We start from the raw sequence: 13,603 nt of genomic DNA on the forward strand, positions 1-13,603 counted from the left end.
GCTTGGGGGCGTTTGGGGGCACTTGGGGGAAAATTGCAAGGCGCAGTTTTGGGGCGATAGTTGGCTGATTTTGGGGAGCCGTGCCGGGCGATCGCGCATGGGGGCAAGCTTGGGAAAAGCAGCACTCGCGATCGGGAAACTGATCGCACCAGCGGCGGGGCTTTTCAAACCTCGGGACGATCGCCATATACTGGAATCGCAGATGCCCAAGGGCCTTGGCTGTTGATCCAGTGACCTGGAAACATCGCTGAACATCCCTGGCGGACTCAACCCCAGGATTTGCAACGGTCTTCGGGAGTTTTCGGAAAGATTTTTCCAGATATTTCCCCTGGAGACTACCGGAGAGTCCCGATCGCTCGTATCTTAAGCAGGGGTATCCATTGCCAGCCTGTTTTCGGCCCCGATGGTGGCTGAATGCGGTCTTGAGCGATCGCTTCCTAACTTTTCATGCAGCGCGCCGCCCCCTTGAAGGGCGATCGCCCCTATCACTCCCGAATCGTCTGCACGCAAGCCTAAGGAGAAAGTCGTGGCAACACACAAAATCCTCGTCATCGATGACAGCAAAGTGATTCGGCAGCGCGTCAAAGAAATGTTGCCAGCCGGAAACTTTGAGGTTCTCGAAGCCAAAGACGGACTCGAAGGGCTACAGCTCATTCAGCAAGAACATCCCAACCTGATCATGTTGGATTTCCTGTTGCCCAAAAAGAGCGGCTGGGAAGTCTATCAAGAAATTCAAACCCAACCCCACCTGCAAGCGATTCCGTTGCTGGTGATGTCGGGGCGCAAGGAAGAAGTGACCGAAAAAATTTCGGAACCCTTCGAGCGATTTGCCTTCATCGAAAAGCCCTTTGAAAAGAAAGAGCTAATCGAATCCATCAAAGAAGCAATGCGGATTGCTTCGCGGATTCCAGCCGTGGCCCCGCCGCCCGTGGCTGCACCGGCCGCCGCGCCCGTGGCTGCGCCGGGTGCTTCCGCCGCTGAAATCCAGGCCCTGGAGCAAAAGGTGGCGACCTTGCAAGCGGAAGTGGATCAACTGAAGAAGCAGTTAACCCAGCTTGTGACATTCATTAAGCAAAAGTTGCGCTAGTTCATGCGCCGCCGGCCCGCTGGCATGATCCCGCCGCCGCCTTAGCCCACTTCAAAAGCACCGGTATGAAACAGCATCAAAGTTCTGATCTTCAAAGTTCTGATTTTGAGACGGATTTTGGTGCAAACCGTGGCGACCAACCCAACGACGGACAACCAACACCCGATCGCCCCATAACACCCAGCCAGCAGCATCCATTCTTCGCTTGGCGGGTTTCTCCTTGGCTGACCAGCGCTCTGGTGGTGAGCACGGTGCTGGCGGGCGGTCTGGTTTGGGTGGCATCGCCGCCGGCCTGTGCCTGTGGTTCTCCCTTGCAGCCCACGGTGGGATCGGTGGTGCGGGCCCAGCAGATGTTTTATCAGGAGTATGGGCGGTTTGCCCGCGACGGCGCAGAACTACAAGCCCGGGTGGGTGCGCTAGTGTCGCCCAAGCTCAATCAGCAGTACCGCATCTACACCAGCGGCAATGCGGACACCGCTTGGGTGATGGGTGAGCATCGATCGCCCCCGGAGCTAACGCCGCTACGCTGGACACAGGTGCTGGTGAATAAACCCTTTGCCCGCAATTTGCCCTCGGATTATCAAATTCAGCTCAAGGTCAATGCTCAGGGGCGATCGAACCCAGCCCTTCAGGTGAGTCATTGCGAGATTCAGCGCCAATGGGTGGGCAATCCGCCGCTGGAACCCTTGACGTTGATGGAAATGCCGCCCCGTTGCCAAGCCCGCTAGGCCCTTAGCCACAAGATTACTCGTCACAAGATTACTCGCCACAAGATTGCTAGCTACAAGGCCAGCCAGGGCCCAGACCCGTCACAAGATTGCACCTTAGCGATCGAGCTGGTTCTTCAGGGAAGCCAGGGCCGACCAACGGGCATCGATCGCCGGTTGCGTTTCCGCAGCGTCTTCCGGCTCCAAAATTCCTTGGCAGTCTTCGCTACAAAGCTGCTGGGCTGGCAGTTCAAGACAAAATTGCTGATAGAGCCAATCTTCGGGATAAAAATAACCCGTTGGCGACAAGGATTCTTGTAAATCCTCAGCGCTGATCTCTCGTTCTAGGGGTAAATCTTTGGACTCTGCTGCCTCATCCAACCAAATCGGCTCTTGGGTATCGACCACCAGCCGCTGATTGTATTGACAAAGGCAGCGATCGCAAGTGAGAGTCACAATTCCTTCCGCCTGGGCTGACACCTCCAGGAAATTGCCCCGGTGAACCACGCGCAACTTGCCGCGCACGGGGGTGAGGGTTTCCAAGCCTGGCAGAAAATCCTTGAATTCCCAACCGATCGTCCGATTGGTGGCCTTCAGGATGTGGGGAATATAGACCGAATCCACGGTAGGAACCCCGCAGCGGGGAGGGTAAAGATGGGTGCGATCGGGACTGGCAGCAGACCGAGGGCCATTCCCGAATGGCCAGCCCAACCCAAACCGCCGAACCCCCAAGGCCCAGCGGCGCGGGTCAAGCTAGGCTTCGGTTGACTTCAGGGCCACCACCAACCGGCGGTGGGGTTCTTGGCCTTCGCTGTGGGTGGCGATGTCGCTGTAGGCCGCGAGCATGGCGTGGAGCTGTTTGCGTTGGGATGAGGAGAGTGAGTCGATCGCCACCGACTCCCCCGTTTCACGAACCTGCGACACCGCATTGGCCGCCACTGACTCCAGCTCGGCCCGTTGCTGGGCCCGGTAGCCGTTGAGTTCGATCGTGTAACCGCAATGGTCATCCCGATCGACCCCCACATTCAGCAGCATATTCGCCAAATACTGCATCGCATCCAGGGTCACCCCCGCTTCACCCACCACGCTGGTGATTTGCTCCGGAGACCAGGGCGAACCATCGATCGTGAGCCAATAGTTCAGCGCATTATCGATCGGGTCGTGCTGGGCTTGCACCTGGGTCGGCAAACCCAAGCGCGCCAGCAGCCCCTCCAGCCAAATTCGTCCCCGATCGCCCGGATCACTCATCACGACTTGCCCTTTTGCTTGTTGTTGTTCGTGCTGGGTTTGTTGCCTGGGCCCTTGCTCGGCTGATTCTTCGCCGGGCTGCTGGCCTTCGTGCCCTTGGGTTCAAACGGCAGCCGGCCCGTCGCGCCATCCACCGCCACCGCCTTCACATCCACAATGCCCTGAGCTTCCGCCATCTTTTGGATATTCTCCGGCAGCGGTTCCCGAGACAAAATGAACGCTTGGGCCGTTTGGAACAGGTTCGCCACCACCATGTACATCAGCACCCCAGCGGGCAGGGGGAAAAACAGAAACATCCCCGAAAAGATAATCGGCGTTAGCTTATTGGCCGCCGCCTGTTGCGGGTTATCCGTTGCCCCTTGGCTGGAAATCGATTGGCTGACATAAAGGCTCAAACCAAACAGCAGCACCATCGCCACAATATCCCAGTGGATCCCCTCATCGTCCACTGCGCCCACATGGCCCAGCGCACTGATGAACAGGAAGCCCTTGCTCGCCGCCAGGCCGGGAATCGTCCCTTGCAGGGTCACATCCCCCGGTTGCAGCGCCGTGATTTCACCGTTGGGGCCCAACTGCACCCGCTCGGCTCCCTTCATCACCTGCCACTTGGGCGAGAGATCAATGTCCCCACCGGCTTCTGTGGCCAGGGTGTTCAGGGTTTTACCTTCAGGCGTTTGGAACTCCAGCTTGGTGGTGTCACCCACGGCCAGGCGCGTGCCACCGGGCAGCAACCCAACCACGGGATAGTGGGTGCTGTCGGAAATGTAGATGTTCTTGGGCGGGGTGGCAAACGCTTCCGGTTGCACCCGCTCAATTTGCTCCTGGGGCAAAATTTGCAGATTCACGGAGTAGGGCACATCCGCAAACGGCGAGCCGCGCAGGGTGGTGAACAGGGCAATCAGCACGGGCATTTGCACCAGAATCGGGAAACAGCCGGCCAGGGGGTTCCCAAATTCCTTGTAAACGGCGCTGAGTTCTTCCTGCTGTTTTGCGGGGTCGCTTTTGTAGCGCTCTTGAATGTCCTTGATCTTTTTCTGCATGATCGGCTGGGTGATCTTCATCCGCCGCATACTGCGGATGGAGCCAGCGCTGATCGGATAGAGGGCAAAGCGCACCACCAGCGTCAGGGCGATGATGGCGAGGCCATAGCTGGGCACGATTCCATAGAAAAAATCCAGGATCGGCAGCATGACGTTGTTTGAGAGAAATCCAACTCCGAAATCCATGCGCGTTGCGTCGGTTGTGCGATCGAGTTGTTAAAAGTTATCAAAAAACCGTCAACGGGCGGTCAACGATTCGTTAAACGGAGGCAAAACGGCGCGGCTGGCCAAGGGTGACTCGATCGAGCCGAACGCTCACCCCATGAACCAGAGCTGCCCTAGCCCAAAGATGTGACTTCAGCTTATGCAAAGTGGGGGCCCTTGGGGGGTGGTTATCAAGTGGGGACTACCGCCCTGGCCGCGGGCCGCCGATGCCGCCCCATTCGTCACGGCCCAATCAACACGTAACCCTCCGCCGGAAGCCACAAGGCCGTGCAAGCAGGAGGGTTGAACATGAGCAGCGAGGGGGCGATCGGGCGGTTTAGCGGTTGCTGGTGGCGGTTTGGGCCGCTGCGCCGATCCGCTCGTTGATGTAGTCGGCGACGGCTCGGAAGTTGGGAACCGATCGCATTTCCAGGCGGCTACCATCCTTGAGGGTCAGCACCATATCGCCCCAAGCACCCCAACCCCGGGGCACGGCCACAACGGCGCGAATTTCGGGATAAATCACATCGGAGCGATCGCGCCCTTGCCAACCGCTGGTGATTGAAATGCGGCGGCTGGTGATGCGATAGCGCAACCAAAAGGCCCGCACGATCGAGCCGATGGTTAAGGGCAGGCAAATCACAGTTAGACCCAACAGCAAGTTGACGATCAAATCGCCACGGTGGGGGCCGCCCTCATAGTAAACATCTTCCTTGATACCCATAGTCCAGTGCTCGTAAGGTTCAGTGCGGGCCAAATGGGGCGAATTGGGCGATCGCCGCCCCTGATGAATCGCGCAAAATCAACAGCGCAAACACAACGGTCTAAACGCTGGCTTGCTCCAAATCCAACTTGGCGGCGGTCAGCAACTGCTCCAATTCTTGCAGAATTTGGGGGTACTGACACAGGGGCATGGCTGGACGCACACTAATCACCGCCAGCCAACCGAGGGGCATGGTCGGCAAGTGCTGGCACAAAATACCGTGAATTTGTCGCCGCAGCCGATTGCGCACAACGGCGCGTTTATCAACTTTGCGGCTGATGCTGATGCCAACTTTCGGAGCCGGGGCCAGGGTGGGCAGCGTGGGGGCAACGGCCGCCGATGGTTCGCTGGGGGCGATCGCGGGGCTTGCCGGTGGCCGGTAGACCCAAAGGGTTAGGTGCTTGCTGCGATACCGTTTGCCTTGCCGATACACTCGGTCAAAGTCATGGCGATGTCGAAGTCGGTAGGCTTGGGGTAAGGCCATGCACGTTTGGGTGTAGGGGCGATCGCTCAACCACCCTGGAGCGGACTGCCGGTGAGCAATCCTTAAACCGCCAACCGAGCGCGACCGCGACGGCGACGAGCATTCAGCACGCGGCGACCGTTCTTAGTCCGCATCCGGGCACGGAAGCCGGAAACACGCTTGCGCTTGCGATTGGTTCCTTCAAGAGTACGCTTGGTCATGGTTGGGCTAGCTCCGAGTGGGCGATTGGCGGACTAAGCGTTGACCAAACGGGAGCGGGCGCGATCGCACGGGAACGGTTCACGGCTGCACCCAACTGCTGTCTGGCTTGGCAGTCCATATAAATAGGTTCAACAAATTTTGCGCCTGTCTAGGTGTTAGAAAGCGCGACTTTCGATGATATCACGAGCCGGTGCGTTGGCCGGAGATCCGCAAGTCGCGCGGGGCCGCGATTCTATTGATCGGTGTTGTCGTCGGGATTGCTGGGGGGGCGATCGGGAAAGTAGCCGGTCATTTTGCCCAGCACCAGGCCGCCGATGCCCAACACGCCTTTTTCAAACAGGCCTTTGAAGGTTTGGAACAGTTCGGACTGTTGGGGATTGATCTGAGGCTGGTTGGCCAGGTGGATGGCGGCCCCACCCGAGAGGGCGGTGAACAGAACGGAAACGATCAGCAGTTGTTGATAAATTTGCGGGCGTTTCATTGGGAGGTGTCTCCTGTTGTCAGAACTCCTCCACTAAAAAACAGTTGGCTCTCAGATGTTGGATGCGAGAAAATTCTCAGAGGTGATGAGAAATTCTCAGCATGACTCCAGCCCGCGCCAAAGAAATTTTCGACAAGTTGCCACCCAAGCGAAAGGCTGTCCTAGAGCGAATCGTGCGCGGGGAAACGAAGGCCAAGATTGCCACAAACGTTTGCGATGGCAGCACAGGGGCTGTGACGCAACATTTGCGGCAACTGTATAAGGCGTTTGGGATTGCGGGAGATGGGCAAAGTAAGCTGCCGATACTGATTGCGGAGTTCAAGGCTTGGCAGGTTGCTTGGGGCGATGCGATCGAGCCTGTTCAATTTGAGCCGCCATCGGATGCGATCGATGTGGCGTGGGTGCGATCGCAGGTGGAGGCGGACTTGCGGCGGCGGTGCGGCACGATGCGGGTGCTGGATATGGAACAGCCGATCGCCCTGGGCACGATTTACACCCAAGTGAATGTGCTGGAAAAGCTGACTGCAAATCAGCGCCTCAGCTCATCGGAACTATTGGGAAATTTGGATGAAATTGAAGAGTTTGATCGATTTTGTCTAGGTAAAGTTCGCCAAGAGAAAATTTCGGGCTTAGATGCTGTCACCCGACATCAGGCGTTGATGGTTTTGGGTCGGCCGGGCGCGGGTAAAACTACGTTTTTGAAGTATTTGACAATTGCTTGCTTGGATGAAAAATTCTTAGGCGATCTTGTGCCTATTTTTGTCACACTCAAGGAATGGGCAGAGTTTCCAGGTGAGCCAAGCTTACTGAGCTTCATATCGCAACAGTGGGCAAAGTGCGAAATTGCTGATGCTGAGTCGGTTTTGTATCAATGCCTGAAAAATGGTCGAGCGCTGGTCTTGTTAGATGGACTGGATGAGGTGTTGGCAGCTCATACGAATCGGACAATCCGAGAAATGCGGGATTGGGTTGATCGTTTTCCCGGAAATCATATTCTTGCTACCTGTCGAATTGCTGCCAAGGAATACACATTTGAACGCTTTACCGAAGTAGAGGTGGCAGATTTTTCGGAAGAACAGATTCAAGAGTTTGTCACTGATTGGTTTACTCATCACCAAGATTTATCCAAAATTGAACGATTCCTAGTCCGTCTAAAAAATGAACGACCGATTCTGGAGCTAGCTAGCAATCCGCTATTGCTGACCTTGCTTTGCTTGGTGTTTGGCGAGAGTGGTGATTTCCCCACTAATCGAGCCAAGCTCTATGAAGAGGGTGTGGATCTGCTGCTGAAAAAGTGGGATGGTAAGCGGAATATTCAGCGCGATCAGGTCTATAAAAATCTGTCAATTAATCGCAAGGAAGATTTGCTCTCGCAGTTGGCGCTAGCAACGTTTCAAGAGGGAGCTTATTTCTTTGATCAACGGGTGGCGGAAGATCAAATCATGGACTATATCCATAATTTGCCCGATGCCAAGGACGATCCAGAAGCCTTGCGGTTAGATAGCGAAGCCATTTTGCGCTCGATTGTGGCTCAACATGGCTTGCTCACGGAACGAGCACGGGGGGTCTATTCCTTTTCTCATCTGACCTTTCATGAATATTTTGCTGCGCGAGAAATTGTTTCCAGCCAAAATTGGCAACTTCTAACTCAGAATTTAACAAAGAAAGCTTGGCGAGAAGTTACACTATTGGTGGCTGGTAGTCTTCGGCGAGGTAACAGCTTAATTCTAACGTTGAAACAGACAGCGGATGATCTACTAAAAGACAATCAAGGATTGCAAGATTTCTTGAAATGGGCAAACGAAAAAGCAGAGCCAATAAAATTGCCTAACAAAAAATCAGCCGCAATTGCTTTTTACCTATTTCAAAATCCCTTTATTGCCATTGCTATTGCTGGCATAGACAGTGCCAATGGTACGAGAACTTTGGAGCTCGATTATACTCTTGATTTGGATATGAAGTTAGATAGAATTTTGAATAGTGCTACTAGACTCAGTGCTGGACTTAATTCAGACTCGGCTTTTGGTTTCGATTTTGAATTTATTCTTCATTACATAAATGATTTAAAATGCGAATCTTTTTTTAATCAAATCACGAATCTAAATAATCAATTTCAAGAAATCGCAAATTGTCCCTATGAGAAACAGAAAGAATGGTGGATAGCACAAGGAAATTCATGGACTAATCAACTGCGGCACGTAATGACTGAGTATCGCAATATCGGTCATGATTGGCAATTTTCTGATCAACAAAAAGATCTTTTAAGGAAATATCATGATGCCAATTTGCGATTGGCAGAATGTTTGAATACGGATTGTTATTTGTCTCGAGAAGTGCGGCAAGATATCGAAGCTACAATGCTGCGCCCGATCGCCCAAATTGAGGCCTACTACGCCGCCAAAGGCAAACCCTATCCACCCGTTCCCAACCCCTAACCCGCGATCGCAGACAGAGGCGATCGGGCACTCGCAGGCACAAAATCTTCCTCCCGCAACCCCAACTCAATCAGGTCATCGATCAAGGTGTCCGTGCCATTCCACTCCACCCGAATTTGTTCCCCGATCGCCCGTAAATGCACCACCACACTGTGGATGCGATCGCGCCCCGACCACCCCACATTCATCAACAGATAATTCCCCGTTTCCCCATCACAAACCGCAATCAGCTCCACCCCCCGATCCGTTCGCGCCAACCCCACATACCGCTGAAAAACCGTCTGAATCGCCTGCCGAAAATTGACATCCCCAGCCATTGCAACACCTCCAGAAACCCAACGCGATCATAATAGAAGCGTGACGGGCGTTGGGTTTCATGCTTCAACCCAACCTACACGGCTGCTCACTCCCAGTCTAGCCGCTGCCATTTCCCGCCCGATACACTAGACAGCAACCACCCCACTCGATCGCCCCATGCCGCCCTCTGGTCTCTCGGTGACAGAACTCTATCAACGCTTGCAAACCAGCCCCCAAGCGATCGCGCAGTTCTGTGAAAAATGGGCGATCGTAGAACTAGCGCTGTTTGGGTCTGTATTGCGCTCAGACTTTCGGGCTACCGGAGCTGATCCAAGCGATATTGATTTGCTCTATCAAAGCGCCCCAGAAGCGCACTATGGTTTCAAGTTTTTTGATTTGCAATCAGAACTAGAAAAATTACTGCAACGTAAAGTTGACTTGATTAGTAAAAAGGGACTTGAAATGAGCCGCAATCCCCTACGTCGCCAAGAGATTCTCAACGCCGCTCAAGTAATTTATAAAGTCTCCAGAGTATAAAAATGAGCAGAGATCAGCAAGCTATTCTCGATATCATTGATTCGATTGAACTCATTCAAAACTATACTCGATCGAACAATTGGAGCCAAGCCAGAACGATAGAATATGATGCAGTTATTCGGCGCTTGACGATTATTGGTGAAGCGACCAAGCGCCTATCAATGGAGTTTCGCACTAACCATCCGGAAATACCGTGGAAAGCAATGGCTGGGCTACGAGATTTTGTCGTCCATGAGTATGATTTTATCAATTTGGAAATCATCCAAGATGTGGTGAATTTTGAACTTCCCCAACTGTTACCACTCCTCAAAAGTTTGCTAGATGGAGAATTCTAATTAACCTGAAACAAGACTTTGGGTTGCAACTGACCGATGATGCCGACTTTTTTCCCGAGTGGCGATCGCCCCAAGCCAGCCTCAGCCCCCTCGAACAACAACTGCTCGATCGCGTCAAACAGAACTTTCAAACCCTGCTCGAAGACCCACCCCTACTCGAAGACGGCGTGAAAATGGTTGTGCTTGCGCCCCTGCTCGACCTGGCCGGTTTCTATCAAAAACCCTTCCGGATTCAAACCGAAAGCCGCATCGAAATTACCGCCGAAGATCAAGGGGCGATCGTCCGCGGCCGGATTGACGTGTTGGTGCTACACGATCGCCTCTGGGTGCTGGTGATCGAATCCAAACGCAGCGACTTTTCCGCCCTGCGAGCGATTCCCCAAGCCCTCGCCTATCTGTTAGCCAATCCCCAAGGCGATCGCCCTAGCTATGGCCTAATCACCACCGGCAACGAATTCCTGTTTTTGAAAACCGACGGCACAGCCAAACGCTACGCCAACTCCCGCCTGTTTTCCTTGCTCAATCCCGGCAACGAACTCTACGACGTGCTGCAAATCCTGCGCGCCTTGGGCACAACCCTGCAACCAGCGCGATCGTAAGGCCGGGAAAATCGGGGCGGGCGCAAGGCCTTGCGCCCCTACGAGATTTGGGGTCGGGCTATTGCGGGCGCTGGACGATCACTTCGCGGATCCGTTGCTTACGATCGGGGTCGATCGCCACCAATCGCACATAACAATCCAGGTTTTCCGCCAGGCAGGTTTCCAACTTCCCGATCGCCTCCGTTTCCTGGTGCGGTTCCGCCGTCCCGTAGCATTGCCAGGAATTTGCGTTGTAGTGGCGCTTGTCGGCCACCTCGATTCCCAGTCGGTAGCCGTTGTTAACGATCGGCACGAGCTGCGATCGAATCGTCGGGCCCAAGGGCTGCACCAACTTCGGCCGCTGGCTGCTGCGATATTCCAACTTCGCTTCCAAATCGGGATTGCCACTCAAGGGCGGCAACTCCGGTTCCAGCTTGGGCCGGGGCACGCCGCTGGGTTTGGCTTCCGGGGCGATCGGTTGGGTTTGGGTGTGGGTGGCCACAGCCGGTTCGGCGGCGATCGGCTCCGGTTGGGCAGTGGCACTGTAGGGGCGCGATCGACCCTGTAGCCCGTTGGTTTCGCCTTGGCCGTTTTGGCTCACCGTTTCGCTGGCGGCATTGGCCTCGCCGTGGGGATTGTAGGCCGCCACCAGGTGCAGTTCCCGAATTCGATCTTGCTCCTTCACCAGGGCCGCCCCGATCGCCTTCAGTTGCTCCAGGGTCGGTTGTGGCTCCGCAAACTGGGGCAGCGCTTCCTTGGATTTCAGCAACCGATTTGACACCTGCGCCAAGCCCGTGTCTTGGATGAACTGCCGCACCAAGTCGTCATAGACCCGCGATTTCATGGCCCCAAAGAAGTCCACGGACTGGTTGGGGAAGGTTTCCACCAGTTCGGCCACGGCGCGATCGGCCAAACCCAGGCCCTCAAACATGCCGCGCACCACTTCCAGCCGTTCCGCCGCTGTCGGTTCCCAATAGAACTTGTCCATCCGCCCGTCGCGGATCAGGGGCGCGTAGAGCGTGCCAAAGTCATTGCCCGTAACGATGATCGGAATCCGGCGCACCGGCTCGCTGTCGTAGCTGCCGGGCAACTGCACGTTGGTGGGGTTGTCGGCAATGTTCATCAGGGTGGCGTTCACCAATTGGGTGTTCACCGTGTATTGGGTCAGGCGATCGAACCGGCCCGCCCCCGCATCAATATCGTTAATCAGCAGCACACACATCCGCCCGCGCACCTTCACCATGTCCGAGGCTTCTCGGTAGCGCAACCGCAACAGCCGCGCCGGGTCGCCCGCATCGGGGCTTTCCAGTTCGCCGCCAGAAATATGCACCGCGTCGATGCCCATTTGCTCAAACACCAGGTTGCACTGGAAGGTTTTGCCCTCGCCTTTTTTGCCGTGAATGCCCAAAATCAGCGGTACGGGCACACGGGGCAAGTTCAGAAAGTTCTTGACCACATGGACGGCGACTTTCTCGGTGAAGCGGGGCGAAACGAAGTAGGACATGGTGCGCAACGGAGACAACGGGAACGGCGCAACCCAAGCGCCAGGGCAATTATCGCTCATCCCGTACCCCTCCCCGATCGAACCCTGATTAGCAATTGTTTTGGGTGCGATCGGGATTGCGATCGGGATGCTGTTGCCGGAACTAACCCACAGATCCCTTGCATCAATCTCCTTGCGAACTCCTTACGAACTCCTTACGAACAAAGAATCCTGACCGGTAAAGAATAGGAACTAGGAACAAAGAACTAGGAACAAAGAAGTAGACAGTATGGCCGAAATTGCATTTTTGGGATTGGGCGTGATGGGCAGCGCCATGGCTGCCAACTTGGCCCGGAGTGGAGCAACGGTGCGGGGCTGGAATCGCACGCCCGATCGCCCGACGGTGGCCCAAGCGGCGGCGGCGGGCGTGGCGATCGCTCCCGACCTGGCCGCAGCGGTGGCCGAGGCGGATTTGGTCTTTTCCTGTTTGGGCGATGTGCCCGATGTGCAGCAGGTGTTGTTGGGAGCGGGCGGTGCGGCGGCGGCGGCGCGAACCGGGGCGCTGTTTGTGGATTTCACCACGATCGGGAGTGTGGCCGCGATCGAGCTGGGAACAGCCTTGCGATCGCTGGGGTTTGGGTTTTTGGATGCGCCGGTTTCCGGGGGAGACGTGGGGGCCCAGCGGGGAACCTTGACGATCATGGTGGGGGGTGAGCTGGCGGATTTTGAGCGATCGCGCCCTTGGTTGGCTCCCATGGGCCAAACCATTCGCCACTGCGGCCCGATCGGCAGCGGCCAAGCGGTGAAGCTCTGCAACCAGGTGTTGGCCGCTGGTCACATGCTGGCCCTGTGCGAGGCCCTGCAATTGGCCGCTGCCCAGGATTTGGATCCGCAGTTGGTGATTGAGGTTTGCAGCACCGGAGCGGCCGGATCTTGGGCCTTGGCGAATTTGGGGCCGAAAATTTTGGCGGAGGATTTGGCCCCGGGCTTTGCGATCGCCCACATGCAAAAGGATTTGCGTTTGGTGGCGGAAGCTGCCGGTCACTGTGCTTTACCGGTGACAGAACTGGCCAATCAGATTTTCCAGCGGGTTAGCGCCCTGGACGACGGCCAAGGCGCACAACAAGGCACACAAGCAGCGATTCGCGCCTATAAGACAACGATCCCGAAATAATTCTGTGCAATTTGAAACCGTAAGCTAAAGTAGACACTCGGTAGGTTGTTCTATTTTCTTGTCAACGTTGGGTTGGCAACCTGTGATCGTGAAATCTGTTGCAAACTCCCTGGTGTCTAGTCCAGCTTCCCCTGGGCGTATCCTGTGGGGACGGTCGATCGCCCTTGGCGTTGCGGGCACGGCAATCGTGTTAATTGCCCTGCCACTCACGGCCGGCAAGCAAACCCAGCCCAAAACGGAGGCCAGAACACCCTTACCGGTGTCGCCCCTCAGTTTTGACTTACCCGGTGATGATGCTTCCCGATCGGGTTCCGGCTCGATCGCGAGTCAGCCAACCGGCGGCAGCAACGGAGATGTGCCCATTTCGGATCCCTTTGCCGCCAACCTGGAATCCATGGCCACGGTTCCCACCACCAGCGGCGCAGCACCCGGCCAAACCGGTGCTGCTCCCAACAGCGGCACAGGGGCCACCGGAAGCACAGCCACCGGTAGCCAACCCAACCCAACCCAATCGGCCCCAGCAGCGGCCCCAACCACCGCCCGCCCCAC

General features: G+C 55.8%; 17 protein-coding genes and 1 pseudogene. 8 read left to right on the top strand and 10 right to left on the bottom strand.

What is annotated here, in order from left to right:
• A partial coding sequence (locus AMR42_RS19975; RefSeq protein ID WP_143473110.1) for a hypothetical protein occupies positions 1-187 on the bottom strand: 187 nt, incomplete at its 3' end.
• A gap of 339 nt (positions 188-526) precedes the next feature.
• Here AMR42_RS19975 and AMR42_RS14210 point away from each other — a divergent pair.
• Positions 527-1,087 (top strand): response regulator, encoded by a 561-nt coding sequence (locus tag AMR42_RS14210; RefSeq protein ID WP_099534327.1) that lies wholly within the window; start codon positions 527-529, stop codon positions 1,085-1,087.
• 65 nt (positions 1,088-1,152) lie between these two features.
• A complete protein-coding gene (locus AMR42_RS14215; RefSeq protein WP_099534328.1) occupies positions 1,153-1,815 on the top strand; it encodes a hypothetical protein in 663 nt (220 codons plus the stop codon).
• Between the two features lie 96 nt (positions 1,816-1,911).
• On the opposite strand, the gene AMR42_RS14220 is transcribed toward AMR42_RS14215, so the two are convergent.
• The 7 genes from AMR42_RS14220 to AMR42_RS14250 all read right to left on the bottom strand — a co-directional run bounded on the left by AMR42_RS14220 (position 1,912) and on the right by AMR42_RS14250 (position 6,215).
• The gene (locus AMR42_RS14220) at positions 1,912-2,418 is read right to left on the bottom strand and encodes a DUF177 domain-containing protein (protein WP_099534329.1); all 507 of its coding nucleotides are present in this window, start codon (positions 2,416-2,418) and stop codon (positions 1,912-1,914) included.
• Between the two features lie 129 nt (positions 2,419-2,547).
• Positions 2,548-3,042, bottom strand: a complete 495-nt coding sequence (locus tag AMR42_RS14225; protein ID WP_099534330.1) for a R3H domain-containing nucleic acid-binding protein — start codon at positions 3,040-3,042, stop codon at positions 2,548-2,550.
• Positions 3,042-4,268: a membrane protein insertase YidC gene (yidC, locus tag AMR42_RS14230; protein ID WP_099534331.1), complete on the bottom strand. Its 1,227-nt coding sequence runs from the start codon at positions 4,266-4,268 to the stop codon at positions 3,042-3,044. The genes AMR42_RS14225 and yidC overlap by 1 nt, the downstream gene beginning before the upstream one ends.
• A gap of 355 nt (positions 4,269-4,623) precedes the next feature.
• The gene (locus tag AMR42_RS14235) at positions 4,624-5,010 is read right to left on the bottom strand and encodes a PH domain-containing protein (RefSeq protein WP_099534332.1); all 387 of its coding nucleotides are present in this window, start codon (positions 5,008-5,010) and stop codon (positions 4,624-4,626) included.
• A 100-nt stretch (positions 5,011-5,110) separates the two neighbouring features.
• Complete coding sequence (rnpA, locus tag AMR42_RS14240) at positions 5,111-5,533, bottom strand: ribonuclease P protein component (RefSeq protein WP_099534333.1); 423 nt, start codon at positions 5,531-5,533, stop codon at positions 5,111-5,113.
• Between the two features lie 62 nt (positions 5,534-5,595).
• On the bottom strand, positions 5,596-5,733 hold the full coding sequence (rpmH, locus tag AMR42_RS14245) for a 50S ribosomal protein L34 (RefSeq protein ID WP_099534334.1): 138 nt from the start codon (positions 5,731-5,733) through the stop codon (positions 5,596-5,598).
• Positions 5,734-5,966: 233 nt separating this feature from the next.
• Positions 5,967-6,215, bottom strand: coding sequence for a hypothetical protein (locus AMR42_RS14250; RefSeq protein ID WP_099534335.1), 249 nt, complete (start codon positions 6,213-6,215; stop codon positions 5,967-5,969).
• Between the two features lie 101 nt (positions 6,216-6,316).
• On the opposite strand from AMR42_RS14250, the gene AMR42_RS14255 reads away from it, so the two are divergent.
• Entirely contained in the window at positions 6,317-8,650 is a 2,334-nt protein-coding gene (locus AMR42_RS14255) for an NACHT domain-containing NTPase (protein WP_199858194.1), read from the top strand.
• On the opposite strand, the gene AMR42_RS14260 is transcribed toward AMR42_RS14255, so the two are convergent.
• Positions 8,647-8,967 (bottom strand): element excision factor XisI family protein, encoded by a 321-nt coding sequence (locus AMR42_RS14260; protein WP_099534336.1) that lies wholly within the window; start codon positions 8,965-8,967, stop codon positions 8,647-8,649. The two genes, AMR42_RS14255 and AMR42_RS14260, sit on opposite strands and share 4 nt — an antisense overlap.
• A 178-nt stretch (positions 8,968-9,145) precedes the next feature.
• Here AMR42_RS14260 and AMR42_RS14265 point away from each other — a divergent pair, with 178 nt between their 5' ends.
• Genes AMR42_RS14265 through AMR42_RS14275 form a run of 3 tightly spaced genes read left to right on the top strand, consistent with a single transcriptional unit; the run spans position 9,146 to position 10,418 of the window.
• Entirely contained in the window at positions 9,146-9,484 is a 339-nt protein-coding gene (locus AMR42_RS14265) for a nucleotidyltransferase family protein (RefSeq protein ID WP_234407011.1), read from the top strand.
• A gap of 2 nt (positions 9,485-9,486) precedes the next feature.
• Positions 9,487-9,819 (top strand): DUF86 domain-containing protein, encoded by a 333-nt coding sequence (locus AMR42_RS14270; protein ID WP_099534338.1) that lies wholly within the window; start codon positions 9,487-9,489, stop codon positions 9,817-9,819.
• Between the two features lie 23 nt (positions 9,820-9,842).
• Positions 9,843-10,418 carry a type I restriction enzyme HsdR N-terminal domain-containing protein gene (locus AMR42_RS14275; RefSeq protein WP_234407012.1) on the top strand — a complete coding sequence of 192 codons (576 nt, stop codon included), beginning with the start codon at positions 9,843-9,845 and terminating at the stop codon, positions 10,416-10,418.
• A 58-nt stretch (positions 10,419-10,476) separates the two neighbouring features.
• Here the strand turns inward: AMR42_RS14275 and AMR42_RS14280 are convergent, their stop codons facing one another.
• Positions 10,477-11,901, bottom strand: a complete 1,425-nt coding sequence (locus tag AMR42_RS14280; protein ID WP_099534342.1) for an AAA family ATPase — start codon at positions 11,899-11,901, stop codon at positions 10,477-10,479.
• Positions 11,902-12,169: 268 nt separating this feature from the next.
• Here AMR42_RS14280 and AMR42_RS14285 point away from each other — a divergent pair, with 268 nt between their 5' ends.
• Positions 12,170-13,054, top strand: a complete 885-nt coding sequence (locus AMR42_RS14285; RefSeq protein WP_099534340.1) for an NAD(P)-dependent oxidoreductase — start codon at positions 12,170-12,172, stop codon at positions 13,052-13,054.
• Positions 13,055-13,142: 88 nt separating this feature from the next.
• Positions 13,143-13,603: pseudogene (locus AMR42_RS14290) on the top strand (hypothetical protein); the annotation flags it as partial.

The organism is Limnothrix sp. PR1529, assembly GCF_002742025.1.
Taxonomy (GTDB): Bacteria; Cyanobacteriota; Cyanobacteriia; order CACIAM-69d; family CACIAM-69d; genus CACIAM-69d.

Excerpts from the sequence above, each read along its gene's own strand:
- AMR42_RS14215 (WP_099534328.1), top strand. The coding sequence starts at position 1,153 with ATGAAACAGCATCAAAGTTCTGATCTTCAAAGTTCTGATTTTGAGACG.
- AMR42_RS14225 (WP_099534330.1), bottom strand. The coding sequence starts at position 3,042 with ATGAGTGATCCGGGCGATCGGGGACGAATTTGGCTGGAGGGGCTGCTG.
- yidC (WP_099534331.1), bottom strand. The coding sequence starts at position 4,268 with ATGGATTTCGGAGTTGGATTTCTCTCAAACAACGTCATGCTGCCGATC.
- AMR42_RS14235 (WP_099534332.1), bottom strand. The coding sequence starts at position 5,010 with ATGGGTATCAAGGAAGATGTTTACTATGAGGGCGGCCCCCACCGTGGC.
- rnpA (WP_099534333.1), bottom strand. The coding sequence starts at position 5,533 with ATGGCCTTACCCCAAGCCTACCGACTTCGACATCGCCATGACTTTGAC.
- rpmH (WP_099534334.1), bottom strand. The coding sequence starts at position 5,733 with ATGACCAAGCGTACTCTTGAAGGAACCAATCGCAAGCGCAAGCGTGTT.
- AMR42_RS14250 (WP_099534335.1), bottom strand. The coding sequence starts at position 6,215 with ATGAAACGCCCGCAAATTTATCAACAACTGCTGATCGTTTCCGTTCTG.
- AMR42_RS14255 (WP_199858194.1), top strand. The coding sequence starts at position 6,317 with ATGACTCCAGCCCGCGCCAAAGAAATTTTCGACAAGTTGCCACCCAAG.
- AMR42_RS14260 (WP_099534336.1), bottom strand. The coding sequence starts at position 8,967 with ATGGCTGGGGATGTCAATTTTCGGCAGGCGATTCAGACGGTTTTTCAG.
- AMR42_RS14270 (WP_099534338.1), top strand. The coding sequence starts at position 9,487 with ATGAGCAGAGATCAGCAAGCTATTCTCGATATCATTGATTCGATTGAA.
- AMR42_RS14280 (WP_099534342.1), bottom strand. The coding sequence starts at position 11,901 with ATGTCCTACTTCGTTTCGCCCCGCTTCACCGAGAAAGTCGCCGTCCAT.
- AMR42_RS14285 (WP_099534340.1), top strand. The coding sequence starts at position 12,170 with ATGGCCGAAATTGCATTTTTGGGATTGGGCGTGATGGGCAGCGCCATG.